Raw genomic sequence first — 19,405 nt, 5'->3', positions numbered from 1 at the left:
TTCTGCCCAACGTTCAGGGAGAATTCCGGGTTCCCCCTGACCTAGGGGCGCTGACCCGTGAGCCAGTCGCCGAGCCGCCGGATCCCCTCGTCGATGTCCTCACGCGAGCCCGCGAAGGAGAACCGCACGAACCTGCCGCCGTCGACAGGGTCGAAGTCGATGCCGGGGGCGATCGCGACGCCGGTGTCGGCGAGGAGGCGCTGGCACCAGCTGAGGCTGTCGTTCGTGTACTCGGAGACGTCGGCGTAGGCGTAGAAGGCGCCTTCGGCCGGGGCGAGCTTGTCGATGCCGATGCCCTTCAGCCCGGCGAAGAGCGCGTCGCGGTTGGCGCGGTAGCGCTCGACGTGACCGTCGGCCTCCGCGTACGCCTCCGGGGTGAACGCGGCGATCGCGGCGTGCTGGGAGACCGCAGGCGGGCAGATGGTGAAGTTGCCGGTCAGGACGTCGATCGCGCGATGCAGTCGCTGGGGTGCGAGCATCCAGCCGAGCCGCCAGCCTGTCATGGCGAAGTACTTCGAGAACGAGCCGAGGACGAGCGCCTCGCTCCCGTACTGCCAGGCGCAGTCGAGTCCGGCGCCGTAGGAGATGCCGTGGTAGATCTCGTCGCTGATCAACTGCACGCCGCGTGACGCGCACCAACCGCTGATCGCGGCGAGTTCACCCGGTGGCAGCACGGTGCCGGTGGGATTGCTCGGACTGGCCACGATGAGTCCCTTGACCGGCCCCAGTTCGTCGAGCAGGCCGACGGTCGGCTGGAAGTTCGTCTCGGGTCCGGTGGCGAACTCGACGACCTCGCAGCCGAGCACCTTCAGCAGGTTGCGGTAGGCCGGATAGCCGGGGCGCGCCATCGCGACGCGGTCCCCCGCTTCGAAGGCGCTGAGGAACGAAAGCAGGAAACCGCCGGACGAACCGGTCGTCATGATGACGTCCTGCGGGCTCACGTCGACCGGGTAGGTGCGGTTGTAGTGCGCCGCCACGGCCTCGCGCAGTTCCAGGATGCCGAGCTGCTCGGTGTAGCCGAGGGTGTGGTCCTTCAGCGCCCGCTGAGCGGCTTCGAGCACCGGGCCCGGCGCCGGCGCGGACGGCTGCCCCGCGACCAGCGGGACCAGGTCGCCGTGACTGCGCTGCCGGGCCTGCGCGGCCGAAAGGACGTCCATGACGTGGAACGGCGGGACGTCGGAACGAGCGGCGGGACCAGGGAAGGACATGGGGTGAGGCTAACCCGCCTTCGCGAGGAGAACCGCGAAGCCGTCGAGAAGGCGTTGAAGGCCGAACTCGAAGAGCGTGTCGAGATCGAAGTCGAACGGGGCGCGCATGACGACGTCGGTGAAGTTCGGGAACCGGCCGCCCGAGACGAGGTCCCAGAGGATCGGCTCGTGTTCGGCGAGCCAGTCGTCGGCGGTGAGCGCGGTGCCGGATTCGGATTCCGCCTCGGCCTCGAAGTTGAGGGCGGTGCCGCGGACGTGGTTGAAGATCGTGATGTGCGCGTACATGATCGTCGACGGCGGGAGGCCGTGACCGTCGAGGGCGCGGGTGGCCCAGTCGGCGTGCTGGAGCAGATTCGGCAACGGCTGCGGGCGGGTGACCGAAAGCGCTTGCGCGAGCCAGGGATGGCGGCGGAAGAGCGCCCATTGGGCCCTGGCCATCAACTCCAGTTGCGCCCGCCAGCCGGGCGGCGGATCGGGTGGGAAGCGGATCTCGCCGAGTGCGACGTCGGCCATTTCGAGGATGAGGTCGTCCTTCGCGGAGACATGGCGATACAGCGCCATCGGCGCGACGCCGAGACCGGACGCGATGCGGCGCATGGAGAGCGCGCGGATGCCCTCGGCGTCGGCGATCCGGATCGCGGCCCGCACCACCCGCCGGCGCGACAGCTCCGGCTCGGTTCTCGGCGCGGCTTTCGGGGTACGGCCCGTGACGACCGTGCCGGCGCCGGGTTTGGCGACGACCAGACCGTCCCGTTTGAGGGTGGCGAGCACCTTCGTCGCGGTCGCCATCGCGACTCCCCATTCGGCGATGATCTGGCGCGTCGAAGGGACTTTCTGGCCCTCGCGCAGCTCACCGGTGACGATCCGGCGGCGGATCTCGGCGGCGATCCGCAGGTAGGGCGGATCGGTCATGGTCGGCTCCTTGCCGTAGTGCGCTTGTTCGCCTCGCGGTCCATTCCCACAAGTGCACTAGGCACATCGCACTAGTGCACCAAGGATTCCCAGCTGCTCTTTCCAGGGTCGCCGCCGCGCTGCTCATACGTTGTACGCAGTGCTTCAAAACAGCGTACACAGGGGAGTTCACATGCGGCAGGTACTGATTTCGGGGGCGGGGATCGCCGGGACGACGCTCGCGTACTGGCTGCGGCGGCACGGCTTCGCGCCGACCGTCGTCGAGCGGGCACCGGCGCCGCGGGTCGGCGGGCACGCCGTCGACATCCGCGGCACGGCACTCGGCGTCGTCGAGCGGATGGGAGTGCTTGAGCGGCTTCGGGAGCTGAGAACGGACATGCGCGGGATGTCGTTCGTGAACGGGGCCGGGAAGACGCTGGCGAAGGTCACCGAACACACGCTGACCGGCGGGCTCACCGACAGCGACGACGTCGAGATCCTGCGGGACGACCTGACCGAGGTCCTGGCTTCGGTCGCACAGGAAGGCGTCGAGTACGTCTACGGCGATTGGATCACCGGGATCGCGCAGCACGCCGACGGCGTACGGGTCACCTTCGCCCGCGGCGAGGCACGGGACTTCGCTCTCGTCGTCGGCGCGGACGGGCAGCATTCGGCCGTGCGTTCCCTGGTTTTCGGTGCGGAGAAAGAGTTTTCGCACCATCTGGACACGTATCTGGCGGTGTTCACCGTGCCGAATTTTCTCGACCTGGACCGCTGGCAGACCTTCCACCTGACGCCGGGGAAACTGGCGGGCATCTACAGCGCGCGGGGGAACACGGAGGCGCGGGCGATGCTCGGCTTCCAGTCGCCGGAACTCGATTTCGACCGTCATGACCTTGAGCAGCAACGGAAACTCATCGCCGACCGGTTCCACGGCCAAGGCTGGGAAGTACCGCGGCTGGTGCGGGAAATGGCTTCGAGCGAGCTGTACTTCGACTCGATGACGCAGATCCGGATGGACCGGTTCACCGAAGGACGGGTCGCACTGGTCGGCGACGCGGGCTACGGCCCTTCGCCACTTTCGGGACAGGGAACCAGTTTGGCGCTGGTCGGGGCTTACGTGCTGGCGGGTTCACTTGCCACCGCTCACGACCATCGCACCGCTTTCGCCACTTACGAAAGGGAAATGCGGCCGTTCGTGCTGCGGAATCAAGCACTGGCGGCGTTGAACCAGCGGAAGCAGACGCGATTCGCGCAGTGGAAGCAGATCCAGTCGATGCGGATGCTGAGCCGTCTGCCGTTCAGCTCGCGGGTGATGAAGGCGGCGATGCGGCCGCTGACCGAAGCGTCGAACGCGTTGGTACTGAAGGACTACTGAGGCGAAGCCGGTCGCGGTGAGCGGTCGGTACAGGTGGTCGTGAGTGGCAAGTGTCGTTCTAACGACACTTACCACTCACGACGCGATCAGTAGCCCTGGTATCCGCCGCCACCGGCCATGGACTTCAGACCGGGGTGGCCGTCGAACCCGCCGTAGCGCGAGAACGTGTACCGGACCCCCGCGATGATGTTGTCGACCGGGTTGTAGATGTCGTCGTGCCCCGGCAGCTTGTGCGCGTTGAAGGTCGGGTCGATGCACTGCATCAGGCCCTTCGACGGAGTGCCCTTCGCGGCGTTGGAATCCCAGTTGTTGATGGCGTTGGGATTACCGCCGGACTCCTTCTCGATGATCGTCCAGATCTTCTGGATGTCCGCGTCGGTCACCGGGATCCCGGCCGCCTGCAGGATCTTGATGGCTTCCTGGATCCACTGCTGGACGTTGCCCGGCGGCGTCGTCGACGGCGGGCCACCGCTCGGCCCGAGGCCGCCGCCCCCACCGCCACCGCCGCCTCCTCCACCGCCGCCACCTCCGGTGTGGAGACCGCCGGTGCGTTTGGGGACGGTGCCGTCCTTGCCGGGCATCGGGACCTTCGAGTAGCCGCCCTCGATGTCCTTCTTCATCAGCTCCTGGGACTTCTGGATCATCTGGTTGGCCTGATCGAGCAGACCCTTGACCCGGGTGTCCGCGGTGCTGGTGACCGTGTTGATCTCGGTCTTGGCCTTCTGGATGATCTCGGCGGCCGAAGGACTCGGCGCCGGCTTGTGATCCTTCTCGGCCTGCGCGGCCGCGTTCTTCGCGGCGTCGGCGGCGGCCTGCGCCTTGGTGTTGATGGCGTTGACCTGCTCTTCGGCGCCCTTGTAGGCGTCCGCGACCTGGGTCTTGATGTTGCCGAGGTCGGTGTGGACGCGATCGAGGTCGTCCACGACCTTGCCCAGCTGTGCCTCGACGTTCTGCCCGGCCTTGGTGATGGACCTGACGTACTCGAAGAAGGCGTCCGCGGCCGGGCCGCTCCAGACGCCACCGTTGAGGGCGTCGGTCGATCGGGTCAAGGCGGCGCTGTGGTCACCCGCGTTGTCGGCCGCCGTCTTGAACTGCACCGAAGCGTTGTGGATGGCGTCGAGGTTCACCTTGGCGACCTGATCGGCCTTCTTGACGAGTTCACCCCAGCCGTCCGGCGTACCGGCGCCGACACCGTTCAAAGCCACTGCTCAAGCCCCCTTGGTTTCCGGCCCCCAGGCCTGGCGAGTTCTCACAGATCCCCGTGCACCTTCAGGTTGTCCACGTGGACCGCTTCGGTCTCCTTGATCAGCCCTGCCGCCTTTCGCAGTACGAAGGCCGTGGCCTCCATCAGCTGACCGGCCGAATCGAATTCGTTGTGGACGCCTTGTTTGAACTTGCCGACCGCGCCGTGCGCGTCGCCGTGTTCGTCCACTCCGCCGAAGGGGCTTTCCTTCTCGTCATCCATCCCGGTGACGCCTTTTTTGGTCTTCTCGAACTCGTCCTTGAGCTTCTCCACCTGTCCGGCGGCGATCCCCATGGAATCCGGGTCGTACACAGGCACGGTTCGTCATCCCCTTCACGGAAAACTCGTATCCGCCCGATCAGACGCGCGGCCGATCAGGACGGTTCCCGCGCACACTTTAAGACCTCGGAAGCGGGCCGTGTGCGCATCCACGCCAAGTTCCACCCCGCCGATATCGACTTCACGAAACGGCCCAATCGGGCAAGTCAGAAATCGGCGACTTCCCGGATCCGCGTCGCCAGCAGCTGATTGTCCGCCGGGGTGATGGTCGCCCAATCCCGGCCGTCGCGGTTCCGTGCGACCTGGAACAGGTACCGCCCGGCGTCCGTGTCGTAGAAGGCGACCACGCTGTCCGCGCGGCGCGGGCGGCCGTCCCGGCCCGCGCGTTCGACGCCGAACTGGCCGCGGGCCTCCTGGCCGAGCAGCATGCCTGCCACCTCCTGGGCCTGCCACAGCGGGACGTCCAGGTCTTCCAGGGCGGTGACCAGTGCTTTCGCGTCGCCGCGGGCGGCGGCGTCGGCGTCGCGGAGGACGTCGTGCGGGATGCTGATCGACTGGCCGACGCCGGGGCCGAGGTCGCCCGCGACGGAGACGGCCGCTTCGGCGAGGGCGCCTTCGCGGGCGGGGATCAACCACACCTGGCCGGAGTCGACGACGCCGAGCAGGGCCTGGTTGCCGACGCTGACGGCCTGACCCTTGATCTCCCGATCGGTCCACACCCAGACGTCGATCGCGAACCGGGGGTGCGCGAACAGGTTCAGCATGTCGACCAGCTCGCCGGACGCCTGGTACCCCCGCGCGAGGCCTCGCCCGCGCAGGGATTCCCAGGCCTCTTCGATCAGGGCCGCGCGTTCCGTATGGGTCGTTCCCGGACTCGGCACGTCAAGGGAGACATGGCGGCGGGGCAGCCGTTCGGCTTCCCAGAGCATCTCGAACTCGAGTGCGGACAGCACCAGGCTGCCGGTGTCGTTCGGCACAGGTTCAGCGCGCTTCCCGGTTGCCGTGCTCACCGATCACGTCGGGCGACACCATGCGCTCGTCGGTGAACAGATCCTTGTCGTCGACGCCGAAGCGGCGGATGTGCTCCGCGTCCTCTTCGACGTCCTGGGTGGCCGCGCGCTCCATGAACTTCGACTCGGCCTTCGGCTGCTTCGCGCCGATCTTCTCGGAGCGCCGCATGGCCTCTTCTTCGGGAAGCTCGCCGATCGGCAGCTGGCGGGTCGGCTTGCCGCCGCCTTCCTGACGGGGACGGCGGTCGCGTTCCTTGTCCCCGCTCAGCGCGCCGCCCGCGACACCGGCGCCGAGCGCGGCGGCACCGGCACCCAGGTCGCCCGCGGCCGGGCCGGTGACCTTCGGAACGGCGGGGAAGCCGCGGCCCGACTCGTTGCCGCCCGCCAGTGGCGCCTGCGGTCCGGCGCCGACCGAGCGGCCCTTGCCGAGCGCCTGGTCGCCGCCGCCCTGGCCACCGCCGACGCCACCGAAGACGCCGGGGCCCGAGCTGGAACCCGGCCCCTTGCCGAGGGCGCCGTCGATGCCGGGGCCGGGGCCGAACGACTTGCCCGGCGGCTGCGCCGACGTCGAGCTGCTGCTCGGCGGCAGGCTGCCGGTGGACTGGCCCGGCGGGACGTTCGGGGAGCCCGGGGGCAGGTTCGGCGCACCCGGCGGGATGAACGGGGAACCGGGCGAGCCGGTGATCGGGTACGACGGCCTGCCCTGTTCGGGCTGCGGCGCGGGCCGGTTCGGCGTCACCCAGCCGCTGCCGGGCGCCGGGGCCGGCCTGGACGTGCCGGACGGCGTCGTCGGTGCGGCGGCCGCGGGGGCGGTCGCGCCGGTGTTGGGCAGTGAAGCACCGGTCTTCCGGGAGACACCGCCTCCGCCGACGGCGACGCCGTAAGCCGGGGTCGGCGCGTCGTACGACGGCGCCTTCGGGTTGCTGACGGGCTGCACGACCGGCGGCACGTACTTCGACTCGACGGCGGCCGACGCGGGCCGCACACTGCCGTCCGGGGTCAGCTCGGTGGCCGTGCCCGCCAGGTCGAGCGGGCCTGCCCCGCCGCCGACCCCGGCGGCGGTCGTGGTCTGGGTCAGGTTCATCGCCTGCGGGTCGGCCAGCGTGTCGGTCGTCAGCAGGTTCTCGCCACTGGTCTTGGCGTAGTCGTTCAACGCCTCCTGCGCCTGCGCCCGCGCGTTGTTCGCCGCGCTGACGCTCTTGGCGTGGTCCGTCTCGAAGCCGATGAGGCTCAGCACGACGTCGCCGAGGGTCAAGCCGCCCGCGCCCTTCCGGACCACTTCCGGATCCGGGAGCTTGTGCAGTGTCCGGTTGAAGGCCTCACCCTGGGCGAAGATCATCTCGGCGGAATGCGAGACCTTCGAGTTCGCGTCCTGGGAGAAGCCTGCCTGCTCGGTGAACACCTGGCCGGCGGCGCCACCCGCCTCGCTCTGCCATTCCACGCCGAGCTTGCCCAGCTCGTCGCGCAGCGTCTTGTCGGTGTCGGCGAGCGCGGACGCGACGGACTTCAGCGCGTCGACGGCGATGCCGATGCTGCCGGTGCCGTCGCCGCTGCGGAAGCGCTCGATCTCGGTCGCGATCCCGGTGTCGGTGTAGCCGTCGAACCGAAGATCGCGGAGCTTGCCCGCGAGGTCGGAAACGTTCACGGCGCCCTCCCTAATTGCGTGCTTTCAAGGTCTGCAAAGCCATGTCGGCCGCCTGCGCGGACATCTCGCACAGTTGCGGCATGGTGAACGCGCCGGCGGTGACGGTGACGGCCCGCACCGCCAGCGTCTGGCCTTTCGCGACACCGACGAGCGTTTCGCAATCGGCCGGTTTCCCGGCGTCGCGGTAGTTCGTGATGGCGGGGAACCCGCCGACCGCCTTCGGTTCCGTGGTCATGCTGTTCTTGCGGCGTTTACCGGTGAACCACTCTTCGACGTCCGCGGTGACCGTGCGGAGGTAATAGCTGTGGAAGGGCTGCGCGGCGTCCGCGTCGAGGACACAGGTCGGGCCGTCGATCGGTTCCGCGGCCGCGCGCGGCTTGCTGTTGATCTTGAGCTGGTCGAGCTGCGGCTCGGTGATCAAGGCGCACGGATCGACGCCCTGCAGGCTCAACTCGGCGGGCCTGGCGGGCAACGCGGACGCCTTGGCGCCCTGCGTGGCCGAAGCCAGCGCCGGTTCGTCGGGAAACGCCTGTCCGCCCGTGTCCGTGGTACATCCGGCCAGCACGAGGGTGAGCACCCCGCCGGACACCAGCACACGAGGCTTACGCCCGGTGTACACCACGGTCCCCGAACGCGGCGGCCTTGTCCGCATCACTGGTCTTGTACTCCTTGGCCGCCGTGCGGAGCTGGCTCACCAAGCCCCTGAGCCCGGCAACGTACGCCTTGACCTGCGCGGCGTACGACTGGTCGCCGTCGGCCACGAGCTCGTTCCAGACGCTGGTCGCGTGGACGCTCACGGTGTCGTTGGCCGGAGTGTCGATGCGCAGCTGATCGAGCCGCGTCAGCAGCTTGTCCTGCAGCGCGTCGACCTGTTCTTCGACGATCTTCGCCACTTCGAGCAGCTTCGATGGATACACTCTGATGTCGGCCACCGACGGTGGCACGGGGACCGCGGACGTGAGGTCCTGGATCTTGCTCGATGCTGCCATTCCCCACCCCTTGTACGGACGGTGACCGTTCGCCCTGTCGAGGCTACCAACGCTGATGTATCGGCTGCCTAAGCTTCACAGGAAATACCGGGTTAGACGTACCCGGGACCGGAACGGTTCCGTCGGGAATTCACGAGACCGGGGTGGCGATCTCTCCCTTGGCGGCGAGCAGGGCGATGTCGGTGCGGTGGTGCGATCCGGCGAGGTGGACCTTCTCGACCGTCGCGTAGGCATCCTTGCGGGCGGCCTTCAGGTTTTTGCCGGTGCCGACGACCGACAGCACACGGCCACCGGAGGAGACCACGGCACCGTCGTCGCGGCGGCGGGTCCCGGCGTGGAGCACGCCTTCGATCTCGCCACCGGTGATGACGTCGCCCGTCCTCGGCTTGCCGGGGTAGCCGTCGGCGGCGATGACGACGGTGACCGCCGCGCCGGAGTCCCAGTCCAGCGGCGGCAACTCGGCGAGCTTGCCGGTCGCCGTCGCGTGCAGGACCTTGCCGAGCGGGCTGCGCAGCAGCGCCAGGACCACCTGGGTCTCCGGGTCGCCGAAGCGGCAGTTGAACTCGATGACCTGCGGGCCTTCGGAAGTCAGCGCGAGACCGGCGTAGAGCAGGCCGGAGAAGGTGGCGCCGCGGTTGTCGAGTTCGTCGACCACGGGCTGCACGATGCGGGCGACGACGTCGTCGACAAGGTCCTTCGGCGCCCAGGGCAGCGGCGCGTAGGCGCCCATGCCACCGGTGTTCGGGCCCGCGTCGCCGTCGCCGACGCGCTTGAAGTCCTGCGCGGGCAGCAGCGGGACGACCGTGCGGCCGTCGACGAAGCAGAAGAGCGAGGCTTCCGGACCATCCAAAAAGGACTCCAGGAGCACCGGGTGGCCGCCGTCGAGCAGCATCAGCGCGTGCTTGCGCGCGACGTCGACGTCCGTGGTGACCACGACGCCCTTGCCCGCGGCGAGGCCGTCGTCCTTGACCACCCAGGTGGGGCCGAAGCGGGCGAGCGCGGCGTCGAGGCGGGCCGGGGTGTCGACCACCTCGCAGTGAGCCGTCGGCACGTTGGCGGCCGCCATGACGTCCTTCGCGAACGCCTTCGAGCCTTCGATCCTGGCCGCGGACGCGGACGGGCCGAAGCAGGCGATGCCCGCCTTCCGGACCGCGTCGGCGACACCGGCCACCAGCGGGACCTCGGGGCCGACCACCACCAGGTCCGCCTGCCACTGCTTGGCGAGGGCGGCGACCGACTCGGGGTCTGCCGCTTCCACGCCGAGCTGCTCGGCCACCGAAGAGGTGCCGGCGTTGCCCGGGGCACAGGCCAGTGCGGTGACGGAAGGGTCTTCCGCGACCGCGAGGACAAGTGCATGCTCACGGGCGCCGGACCCGATTACCAGTACGCGCACGACGCACAGGGTAACCGTGCCGGTGAGCTACGAAGACGTCGCCGTCCTCGAGCGGGTGGTTCCATCCGGCGTTCACCCGGCGGTCAGCGCTCCGCCGGTCCGTCTTCGCCGTCCGGACGCCTCCTGCGTCAAGGGTGGCGCGGTACCCCGAGTTCAAGCGAAAGAGGTTCCCCACCATGCGAAAGCGACTGGGCGTACTCGCCCTGTCCGGTCTCGCCCTGCTCAGCGTCTCCGGGCTCGCGGGCGCCACCGAGCCGGGTGCCCGAGAGGTGACGGCGCAGGCCAAGGGTCACCATGGACCGGTGATCGTCGGACATCGCGGCGCCCCCGGCTACCGCCCGGAGCACACGCTCGCCTCGTATGAACTCGCCTACCGCCAGGGCGTCGACTGGGTCGACGTCGACCTCGTGCCCACCAAGGACGGCCAGCTGGTCGCCCGGCACGAGAACGAGATCGGCGGGACCACCGACGTCGCGAAGCACCCCGAGTTCGCGAACCGGAAGACGACGAAGGTCATCGACGGCACGTCGTTCACCGGCTGGTTCACCGAGGACTTCACCCTCGCCGAGCTGAAGACGCTGCGCGCGACCGAGCGGATCCCGCAGCTGCGGCCGAACAACAAGATCTACGACGGCCGCTACCAGATCGCCACCTACCAGGAGGTGCTCGACCTGACGCGCCGCCTCGGCCGCGAACTGCGCCGTGAGCTGGGGACCTACCCGGAGGTCAAGCACTCGACGTACTTCTCGTCGATCAAGAACCCGACCGAACCGAAGCTGGTCGAGCTGCTCAAGCGCAACGGGCTCAACCACCCGAAGGCGCCGGTGATCATCCAGTCCTTCGAGGTGTCGAACCTGATCGAGCTTTCGCGTCAGGTGCGGGTGCCGCTGCTGCAGCTGACCTCGGCGACCGGCGCTCCCGCCGACTTCATCGCGAAGGGTGACCCGCGGACGTACGCCGACCTCGTCACGCCTGCGGGCCTGAAGGAGATCTCGAAGTACGCGGACTACCTGGGCCCGGAGAAGGCGCAGGTCATCCCGGTGGTGAACGGTGCGCTGGGACAGCCGACCAGGCTCGTCGCCGACGCGCACCAGGCCGGGCTGAAGGTGGGGCCGTACACGTTCCGCAACGAGAACAACTTCCTCCCGCAGAACCTGCGCTCCTCGGCGAACCTCGCCGAGTACGGCAACGCGTTCGCCGATCAGGAGGCGTTCCTCAAGGCGGGTGTCGACGGGTACTTCGCCGACCACCCGGACACGGCGCTGGAGGCGGTGAAGGCGTTCGAGGGGCGCTGACGCTCTCTCGGCCGGGCGCGACCGCCTGAAGTGTCATGAGGGGTCCCCATCGGACAAATTCGGTCCGATGGGGACCCCTTATGACATCCGGCGGGGGTTCGGTCTTAACGGGGTCTTGACACGCCCAGGTCGGCGGGCCTAATTTCGGCGGATCTCAATGGTCTGTCCGCATACCTTTTAAGTGGGTGCCCGATGGATGTCTCAGCCAAGCAGGCCGCCGAACCCGCCGACGAAGACAGTGCCCGGCTCCACCAGCTCGGCTACGCGCAGGAACTCCGGCGCACGATGTCGACCTTCTCCAACTTCGCCGTCTCCTTCACCATCATCTCGATCCTCTCCGGCTGCCTGACCCTCTACGGGTTCGGCATGAAGACCGGCGGTCCCGCCGCGATGATCTGGGGCTGGCCGCTGGTCGGCCTGTTCGTCATCCTCGTCGGGCTGGGCATGGCCGAGGTCTGCTCCAGCTATCCGACGGCGGGCGGCCTCTACTACTGGGCCGCGAAACTCGCCCCGCGCAACGGTGCGGCGTGGTCGTGGTTCACCGGCTGGTTCAACCTCATCGGGCAGATCGCGGTCACCGCGGGCATCGACTTCGGTGCGGCGCTGTTCCTCAACGCCTTCCTCGACCTGCAGTTCGGCTTCGAGGCGACGCCGGGCCACACGATCCTGCTGCTGGCGATCATCCTGCTGATCCACGGCCTGCTGAACACCTTCGGCGTCAAGATCGTGGCGCTGCTGAACAGCATCAGCGTGTGGTGGCATCTGGTCGGGGTGCTGGTCATCGTCGGCGTGCTGATCATCGTGCCCGCGAAGCACCAGGACGCGTCGTTCGTCTTCGGCGAGTTCGTGAACAACACCGGCTGGGCGTCACCGGTCTACGTCTTCTTACTGGGCTTGCTCGTCGCGCAGTACACGTTGACCGGGTACGACGCCTCGGCGCATATGACCGAAGAGACCAAGAACGCGGCGAAGGCCGGGCCGCGCGGCATCATCAACTCGATCCTCGTCTCACTGGTCGCCGGCTGGGTCCTGCTGATAGGCCTCACCTTCGCGATCCAGGACTACGAAGGCGCCGTCGGCTCGGAAACCGGGGTGCCGCCCGCGCAGATCTTCATCGACGCCACCGGCGCGACGACCGGCAAGTTCCTGTTGCTGATCTGCATCGGCGCGCAGTTGTTCTGCGGGATGGCGTCGGTGACCGCGAACTCACGGATGATCTACGCCTTCGCCCGTGACGGCGCGATCCCCGGTTCGAAGTTCTGGCACCGCATCAACAAGCGGACCCAGACACCGACCAACGCGGTGTGGCTGGCCGCCGGCGGCGCGCTCCTGCTGGCCCTGCCGTACCTCTGGAGCGCGACCGCCTACGCGGCGGTGACCTCGATCGCGGTCGTCGGCCTCTACGTGGCCTACGTGATCCCGGTGTTCTTGCGGGTGCGCAAGGGCGACGACTTCGAACCGGGGCCGTGGAACCTCGGCCGGTGGGGCAAGCCGATCGGCATCGTCGCGACCATCTGGGTCTGCTTCATCTTCGTGCTGTTCATGCTCCCGCAGGGATCACCGGTCACCATCGACAGTTTCAACTACACGCCGATCGCCTTCCTCGTCGTCCTCGGTGGTGCCGCGGTGTGGTGGTTCGCCTCGGCACGCAAGTGGTTCACAGGTCCGAAGGTCCAAGGTTCCGAAGAGGAACTCGCCGCCGTGGAACGGGAACTCAAGGAACTCGGGTAACGGTCTCCTGGGCGCGGCCGACGCGGACTCCGGTCACCGCGGCCGCGCCCAGCCCACCGACCGCGGCGAAGGCGTAGAAGCCCCAGGGATACGCGATACCCGCGCTCAGCAGGGCACCGCCGAGGATCGGGCCGCAGATCGCGCCGACCCGGCCCACCCCGGCCGCCCAGCCGATTCCGGTGGCGCGCATGGCGGCCGGGTACGTCTTGCCGATGTAGGCGTACACGAGAACCTGCGCGCTGAACACGAACCCGCCGGTGAGGAACACGGCGACGTACAGACCGGCCGCGGGCAGCTTCACGCTCAGCAAGGCGAGGAAGACCGCCGCCCCGAGGAACCAGGCGATCACCGACGGCCGCACGCCGACCTTGTCCGCCACGCGACCCGCGATGAGCAGACCGGCGACCCCGCCGAGGTTCAGCGTGAGCAGCAGCCCGAGCGCCGCGCCGAGCGGGTAGCCGGCCTGGCGCATGATCTCCGGCAGCCAGGTGTTGAGCCCGTAGACCAGCAGCAGCCCCATGAACGACGTCACCCAGAACGCGAGGGTGGCCCGCAGCAGACCGCCCCGGAACAGCCCGCCGACGACCTCCGCCGCCGACTTCTCCTGCGTCTCCCGCGCCCGCTCGAAGGACTCGGATTCGGGCAGGTACTTGATCATCAGCGGGACCAGGACGAGTGCGGGCAACGCGCCGGCGACGAACATCGCGCGCCAGCCGAGCGGCTGGATCAGCCAGATGCCGAGCAGGGCGGTGAGCACCGCGCCGACGTGGTAGCCGGTCATCACCGTGGTGGTGGCGCTGCCGCCCCTTCCCTTGCGCGCGTACTCGGTGACCAGCGCGATCGCCGTCGGGAGACAGCCACCGAGGCCGAGCCCGGCGAGGAAGCGGAACAGCCCGAAGAAGAACGCGGACGGCGCGATCGCGCACAGCGCGGTGCACACCGAGAAGGCGCCGACCGCGATGATCAGCGCCTTCCGCCTGCCGATGACGTCGGTGATCGTGCCGATCGCCATCGCGCCGATCATCATGCCGATCAGCCCGAACGTCGAGATCACCGACGCCGTACCGGGGGTCAGGCCCCAGACGTGGTCACGGAGCAGCGCGGGCAGCACCGTACCCAGGACGACCAGGTCGAATCCGTCGAGCAGCACCGCCGTCCAGGCGAGCGGGACCACCCACGAACGGGCCGTGGCAGGGGACATGGGGACCTCCAGCTGTGTTCGCTATGCGCACGAGTATGCACAATCCGAACGCTGTGAGCAAGGCCACTGGTCCTGAGGATTCATCGGCCCTTGGCGAGGTCTCCGAGAACGCGCCAGGTGCGGAGCCGCTCCTCCGTGCCCCGGGTGCCCGCCTGGGTCGCGACGACCTCTGTCGCCCCGGCGTCGAAGTACCGGCGGATCTCGGCGGCGACGGTCTCCTCGTCCCCGGCGATCACCAGGTCCCCGGCGGAATCCACGCCCTGCGCGTCGAAAATGGCGCGGTAGGAGGGAATGTCGCGGAAGAAGGCGTACTGCCGGTCGACGATGGCGCGGACGTCGTCGGGGTCGTCGGTCACCACCACCGGCACCATCGCGATGATCCGCGGCGCCGGACGGCCCGCGGCGGCCTTGGTGATCTCCGGGACGATCAGCCGGGAAAGCGCCTTCGGCCCGGCGAGGAACGGGATCGTGCCGTCGGCGAGTTCGCCGGTGACGCGCAGCGCCTGCCGTCCCATCGCGGCGATGATCAGCGGGATGTCCGAGGATCCGGCGACCCGCACCGAAGCCCCGAAACCCTTGGCGTGCGCGCTGACCGTCTCGCCCTGGAAGTCGATCTCGCCGTCGTCGAGCACCTGGCGAAGGATCGTGAGGTACTCGCGAAGGTGCTTGATCGGCGGCGGATACTCGACGCCGTACGCCGGTTCGAGCCAGTTCTTCGCGCCGGTACCGAGGCCGAGGACGAACCGGCCGCCTGTCGCGGCCTGCGCCGTCTGCGCGAGACCGGCGATCAGCAGCGGATGCCGAGGGTAGATCGGGACGACGCCGGTCCCGACGGCGATCCCCGGCACGGCGCGGCCCGCGAGGGCGGCGACGGTGATGGCGTCGTGCTCCATCTGCTGGGAGAACCAGACCGATGTCAGGCCGGCCTCGGCGGCTTGAGCTGTCTGCGTGACGAGTTCGTCGACGATGTTGACGGCGTTCGCGGTGTCCCCGGACGGGAGGGCAACTCCGATGGTCATGTTCAACGCTAACCGCGCTGTCCAAAGGATATTTCGGTGTTCACCAGCTGAGAACACGCGCGCGGTTTCCCGGGGTGGCCCACTCTGGGCGGCGTCCGACACCTCGATCCTGGAGTGACCCGATGTCGCTGACCGATGTCATCGAAGGAACCAAGACCGCCGTCGACGCCGACCCGCGCAACGCCGCCGTTTCGTTCAGCGTCGCCAACGCGTTGATCCCCGGAACCGCGACGCGGGTGGACGTCCGCGTGCGCGACCACTCGCTCACCGTCGACGAACCGGCCGCGCTGGGCGGTACCGACACCGCCGCGAACCCGGTCGAGTACGCGCTCGCCGCGCTCGGTTCGTGCCAGGTGATCACGTACCAGTTCTGGGCGGCGAAGCTCGGGGTACCGCTCGACGGGGTCAAGGTGACCGTGGACGGCGACATCGACCTGCACGGGTTCTTCGGGTTCTCGGAGTCGACGCGGCCCGGTTTCGGCGAGGTGCGGGTTTCGGTCGAGCTGAGCGGGCCCGCCGGGGCGGAGGTCTACGAAGACCTGAAGCGGCAGGTGGACGAGCACTGCCCGGTTTTGGACCTGTTCCGGAACGAGACTCCGGTCAAGACCTCGGTCGCTTGAGACGCCATGAAAGGTCCTTTCCTTGCAAATTTTGCAAGGAAAGGACCTTTCATGGCACGCGTAAGGGGCGTCAGACGAACTCGTGCCGCACGATCGTCTGCTCCCGGCCCGGCCCCACGCCGATCGCCGAGATCCGCGCGCCCGAAAGCTCTTCGAGCCGCTCGACGTAGGCCCGCGCGTTCGCGGGCAGCTCCTCGAAGCTGCGGCAGCCCGAGATGTCCTCGAACCAGCCCGGCAGCTCTTCGTAGATCGGCAGCGCGTGGTGCACGTCGGTCTGGGTCATCGGCATGTCGTAGGTGCGGAACCCGTCGACCTCGTAGCCGACGCACACCGGCACCTTCTCCAGCCCGGACAGCACGTCCAGCTTGGTGAGGAAGTAGTCGGTGATGCCGTTGACCCGCACCGCGTAGCGCGCGATGACCGCGTCGAACCAGCCGGTGCGCCGGGAGCGGCCGGTGGTGACGCCGAACTCGCCGCCCTGCTTGCGCAGGTACTCGCCGGACTCGTCGTCCAGCTCGGTCGGGAACGGGCCGGAGCCGACACGCGTGGTGTACGCCTTGAGGATGCCCAGGACGGTGGTGATCTTGCCGGGGCCGATGCCCGAACCCGCGCTCGCGCCGCCGGACGTCGGGTTCGACGACGTCACGAACGGGTAGGTGCCGTGGTCGACGTCGAGCAGCGTGCCCTGCGAGCCTTCGAGCAGCACCGTCTCGCCGCGTTCGAGGGCCTGGTTGAGCTGCAGGCGCGTGTCGGCGATGCGGTGCGCGAACTTCTCGCCGGCGGCCAGCACCTCGTCGGCGACCTGGTCGGCGTCGAGCGCCTTGCGGTTGTAGACCTTGACCAGCACCTGGTTCTTGAACTCCAGTGCCGATTCGACCTTCTGCCGGAAGATCTTCTCGTCGAGCAGGTCCTGGACGCGGACGCCGACGCGGGCGATCTTGTCCTGGTAGCAGGGGCCGATACCGCGGCCGGTGGTGCCGATCTTGCGGCTGCCGAGGTAACGCTCGGTGACCTTATCGATGGCGACGTGGTACGGCATGATCAAGTGCGCGTCGGCGGAGATCAGCAGCTTGCTGGTGTCGACGTCGCGTTCTTCCAGCCCGGCGAGTTCGTCGAGCAGCACGGCGGGGTCGATGACGACGCCGTTGCCGATGACGTTGGTGACGCCCGGCGTGAGGATCCCGGACGGGATGAGGTGGAGCGCGAAGTTCTGCCCGTCGGGAAGGACTACGGTGTGGCCCGCGTTGTTACCGCCTTGGTAACGCACGATCCACTGGACGCGGTCGCCGAGCAGGTCGGTGGCCTTGCCCTTGCCCTCGTCCCCCCATTGGGCCCCGATCAGCACGATGGCCGGCATGTGACACTCCAGGTGTTCGGCGACTTGTGGTTTGGCGCTGGTAAATGCCGGTGCATGAGCGTAACGGAGGGCCTTCGGGTGCGCGGAATAGTGGTGGTCTGTCCAGAGGGCGAGCCCACACTCCCGGACATCGACGACGTCGAAATGGTGCGCGTCCCGAGCCGTCCCGGCAAGGCGGAAATCGACCCCTTGCTGGGCGAACACGATCATCTGGTGGTCGCGGGCACCGACGCCGACCTGGCGGCGGTCGCGCTTCGACTGTTGCGAAAAGAACAGCTCTCCGGCGTGTCGCTCGGATTCGTGCCCTCCTCGCCGGACTCCGACGTCGCCCGCATCTGGAGCCTCCCGACCCAGCCGCTGCGCGCCCTCGCGCTCGCCCTGCGCGGCGAGGTCGATCCGGTTCCGCTGATCCGGGACGACACCGGCGGCGTACTGGTCGGGCGCGGGGTGGTCGGCATGGTGCGCGGCGTGGCCTACTGCGACGAGCACACCGTCCTGCGCGGGCCCGCGCGCTCGATCGAGGTCGAGCCGGACGCGAGCGGGCCGGGGCTGATGGTCCGGGTGACCAAGGGGACCCTCTTCAAACGGCCCTCGACGCAGTACGCGCGGGCGTTCCAGCTCGGCTGCATCCCGACCCGGCCGAGCAGCGACGGCGTCGTCCACCCCCGCGCGATGAGCCGGTGGACCTGGTACCGGCACACCGAGGATCTCCGGCTGGTCCGCGGGCTCGCCTAGCCCGTTCGCCCGTTCGGCCCAGAACCTTCCGCTGGACTTTCCGAAAAACTTTCGCGCGACGCTCAGACCCCTTTCACGCCTGCCTCCCCTGCCCGCGCGCTCCCTCGACCAGCGCGTTTCGTCCTCTGGATGCGGTAGTTGCCCGCGCAAGGACCGCATCCAGAGGACTAAATGCGGCGTGTTGGTCACTCGTCGTTCACAAATGTCCAGCAGGGTGTCACTCGACGGTGTTGCGTGGGCCATTTCCGTCCCTCAAGGTGACCAGGTCCCCAAACCTGACACGGAGGCAGCAATATGCCAACTGCGCTTGCTGTTCGTCGCTCCTTCACCGTTCTCGCCGTTTCGGCCATCGTCTCGGCGGGCGTCGTCGGCGTCGCCGAGGCCACGCCGCCGGGCATCCCGTCCGCCGACACCGCCAAGACACAGCTCGCCGCGCTGACCGTCAAACCGGACGGCTCGTCGACCGGGTACAGCCGCGACAAGTTCCCGCACTGGTCCGATCAGGGCAACAGCTGCAACACCCGCGAGGTCGTGCTCAAGCGGGACGGCACGAACGTGCAGCAGGACAGCAGTTGCGCCGCCGTCTCCGGCAGCTGGTTCAGCCCGTACGACGGAGCCACCTGGACCGCGGCGTCCGATGTGGACATCGACCACGTCGTCCCGCTCGCGGCCGCCTGGCGCACCGGGGCGTCGTCGTGGACCACCTCCCAGCGACAGGCGTTCGCGAACGACCTCAGCGCACCGCAGCTGATCGCCGTCACCGACAACGTCAACCAGGAGAAGGGCGACAAGTCGCCGGACGCCTGGAAACCGCCGACCGTCGGCTACTGGTGCACCTACGCGAAGATGTGGACCACGGTGAAGTACAAGTACAAGCTCACCGTCAAGTCGGCCGAGAAGACCGCGCTGACGGACATGCTCAACCGCTGCTGAACTGGTCGGTCCGTGAAGGCCTCCTTCCCTGCCTTGAGGGTCAGGGTCCCGGCAAAGTCGCATTACCGCTGATCAGGTGGGGCGCGAGTGGCGATTCGGGTTCTCTTGAGGGGTAGGCAAACGCGACGTGATGGAGCCGGTGGTGCGCTCGCCGAAGAGGCCCGGCTCGTTCTTGACTGTCCATAGAGGACACGAAAAGAGATCGTGGTGCCCGATTTGGGTGCTTTGCGCGGCTTTGTGGCCGGGTCGTGAGTGGCAATGAGCGTTAGAACGCTCATTACCACTCACGACCCTCCTGCAGAACTACACATACAGGGCCCGCCCGCCCCCTCCGGACAGCCGGCGATGCCCGGCTCGAAGCACCAAAAACATACTGACCAGCGGCAATCGACTTTGCCGGTTCCCTGCCTTGAGAGCAGGGAAGGAGGCCTTCACGGACTTTCGGGACTGTCAAGCGGAAAGGTGGGACGTTTCGTGG

18 protein-coding genes are annotated in these 19,405 nt (G+C 68.3%); 6 read left to right on the top strand and 12 right to left on the bottom strand.

The genetic code is table 11. From position 1 onward, the window contains the following. Nucleotides 1–41 precede the first annotated feature (41 nt). Both SD37_RS01540 and SD37_RS01535 read right to left on the bottom strand, forming a co-directional pair. On the bottom strand, nt 42–1,208 hold the full coding sequence (locus tag SD37_RS01540; RefSeq protein ID WP_044853523.1) for a pyridoxal phosphate-dependent aminotransferase: 1,167 nt from the start codon (nt 1,206–1,208) through the stop codon (nt 42–44). Nucleotides 1,209–1,217: 9 nt separating this feature from the next. Further along, nucleotides 1,218–2,120 carry a TetR/AcrR family transcriptional regulator C-terminal domain-containing protein gene (locus SD37_RS01535; RefSeq protein WP_044853522.1) on the bottom strand — a complete coding sequence of 301 codons (903 nt, stop codon included), beginning with the start codon at nt 2,118–2,120 and terminating at the stop codon, nt 1,218–1,220. 172 nt (nt 2,121–2,292) lie between these two features. On the opposite strand from SD37_RS01535, the gene SD37_RS01530 reads away from it, so the two are divergent. After that, nucleotides 2,293–3,477, top strand: coding sequence for an FAD-dependent monooxygenase (locus SD37_RS01530; RefSeq protein ID WP_044853521.1), 1,185 nt, complete (start codon nt 2,293–2,295; stop codon nt 3,475–3,477). 86 nt (nt 3,478–3,563) lie between these two features. On the opposite strand, the gene SD37_RS01525 is transcribed toward SD37_RS01530, so the two are convergent. The 7 genes from SD37_RS01525 to purD form a co-directional block, all read right to left on the bottom strand. Continuing rightward, a complete protein-coding gene (locus SD37_RS01525; protein WP_044853520.1) occupies nt 3,564–4,682 on the bottom strand; it encodes a transglycosylase SLT domain-containing protein in 1,119 nt (372 codons plus the stop codon). Between the two features lie 44 nt (nt 4,683–4,726). Beyond that, entirely contained in the window at nt 4,727–5,038 is a 312-nt protein-coding gene (locus tag SD37_RS01520) for a hypothetical protein (RefSeq protein WP_026467133.1), read from the bottom strand. A gap of 167 nt (nt 5,039–5,205) precedes the next feature. Next, the gene (locus SD37_RS01515) at nt 5,206–5,976 is read right to left on the bottom strand and encodes an ESX secretion-associated protein EspG (RefSeq protein WP_083254856.1); all 771 of its coding nucleotides are present in this window, start codon (nt 5,974–5,976) and stop codon (nt 5,206–5,208) included. Nucleotides 5,977–5,980: 4 nt separating this feature from the next. Beyond that, nucleotides 5,981–7,654, bottom strand: a complete 1,674-nt coding sequence (locus SD37_RS01510) for a PPE domain-containing protein (RefSeq protein ID WP_044853519.1) — start codon at nt 7,652–7,654, stop codon at nt 5,981–5,983. A gap of 10 nt (nt 7,655–7,664) precedes the next feature. Then, nucleotides 7,665–8,306, bottom strand: coding sequence for a DUF3558 domain-containing protein (locus tag SD37_RS01505; RefSeq protein WP_236725253.1), 642 nt, complete (start codon nt 8,304–8,306; stop codon nt 7,665–7,667). Next, nucleotides 8,257–8,643, bottom strand: coding sequence for a hypothetical protein (locus SD37_RS01500; RefSeq protein WP_044853517.1), 387 nt, complete (start codon nt 8,641–8,643; stop codon nt 8,257–8,259). Before SD37_RS01500 ends, SD37_RS01505 begins: the two co-directional genes overlap by 50 nt. A 130-nt stretch (nt 8,644–8,773) precedes the next feature. Beyond that, nucleotides 8,774–10,036, bottom strand: a complete 1,263-nt coding sequence (gene purD / locus SD37_RS01495; protein ID WP_037306078.1) for a phosphoribosylamine--glycine ligase — start codon at nt 10,034–10,036, stop codon at nt 8,774–8,776. A gap of 176 nt (nt 10,037–10,212) precedes the next feature. Between purD and SD37_RS01490 the strand changes: the two genes are divergently transcribed. Both SD37_RS01490 and SD37_RS01485 read left to right on the top strand, forming a co-directional pair. Then, complete coding sequence (locus SD37_RS01490) at nt 10,213–11,331, top strand: glycerophosphodiester phosphodiesterase (RefSeq protein WP_044853516.1); 1,119 nt, start codon at nt 10,213–10,215, stop codon at nt 11,329–11,331. 192 nt (nt 11,332–11,523) lie between these two features. Next, on the top strand, nt 11,524–13,062 hold the full coding sequence (locus SD37_RS01485) for an amino acid permease (RefSeq protein ID WP_044853515.1): 1,539 nt from the start codon (nt 11,524–11,526) through the stop codon (nt 13,060–13,062). On the opposite strand, the gene SD37_RS01480 is transcribed toward SD37_RS01485, so the two are convergent. Together SD37_RS01480 and SD37_RS01475 are read right to left on the bottom strand one after the other, a co-directional pair. Continuing rightward, the gene (locus SD37_RS01480; RefSeq protein ID WP_044853514.1) at nt 13,046–14,263 is read right to left on the bottom strand and encodes an MFS transporter; all 1,218 of its coding nucleotides are present in this window, start codon (nt 14,261–14,263) and stop codon (nt 13,046–13,048) included. The genes SD37_RS01485 and SD37_RS01480 overlap by 17 nt on opposite strands. Nucleotides 14,264–14,343: 80 nt before the next feature. Further along, complete coding sequence (locus tag SD37_RS01475) at nt 14,344–15,282, bottom strand: TIGR03564 family F420-dependent LLM class oxidoreductase (protein ID WP_044854008.1); 939 nt, start codon at nt 15,280–15,282, stop codon at nt 14,344–14,346. A gap of 122 nt (nt 15,283–15,404) precedes the next feature. On the opposite strand from SD37_RS01475, the gene SD37_RS01470 reads away from it, so the two are divergent. Next, on the top strand, nt 15,405–15,902 hold the full coding sequence (locus SD37_RS01470) for an OsmC family protein (protein ID WP_044853513.1): 498 nt from the start codon (nt 15,405–15,407) through the stop codon (nt 15,900–15,902). Between the two features lie 70 nt (nt 15,903–15,972). On the opposite strand, the gene SD37_RS01465 is transcribed toward SD37_RS01470, so the two are convergent. Next, a complete protein-coding gene (locus tag SD37_RS01465; protein WP_044853512.1) occupies nt 15,973–17,259 on the bottom strand; it encodes an adenylosuccinate synthase in 1,287 nt (428 codons plus the stop codon). Between the two features lie 54 nt (nt 17,260–17,313). Between SD37_RS01465 and SD37_RS01460 the strand changes: the two genes are divergently transcribed. Next, nucleotides 17,314–17,994 carry a hypothetical protein gene (locus SD37_RS01460; protein ID WP_236725252.1) on the top strand — a complete coding sequence of 227 codons (681 nt, stop codon included), beginning with the start codon at nt 17,314–17,316 and terminating at the stop codon, nt 17,992–17,994. Nucleotides 17,995–18,288: 294 nt separating this feature from the next. After that, nucleotides 18,289–18,927: a GmrSD restriction endonuclease domain-containing protein gene (locus tag SD37_RS01455; RefSeq protein ID WP_044853510.1), complete on the top strand. Its 639-nt coding sequence runs from the start codon at nt 18,289–18,291 to the stop codon at nt 18,925–18,927. Nucleotides 18,928–19,405: the final 478 nt, after the last annotated feature.

Origin of the sequence: Amycolatopsis orientalis, assembly GCF_000943515.2 — a bacterium.
GTDB classification, from domain to species: Bacteria; Actinomycetota; Actinomycetes; order Mycobacteriales; family Pseudonocardiaceae; genus Amycolatopsis; species Amycolatopsis orientalis.
This window is presented reverse-complemented; position numbering and strand designations above follow the sequence as displayed.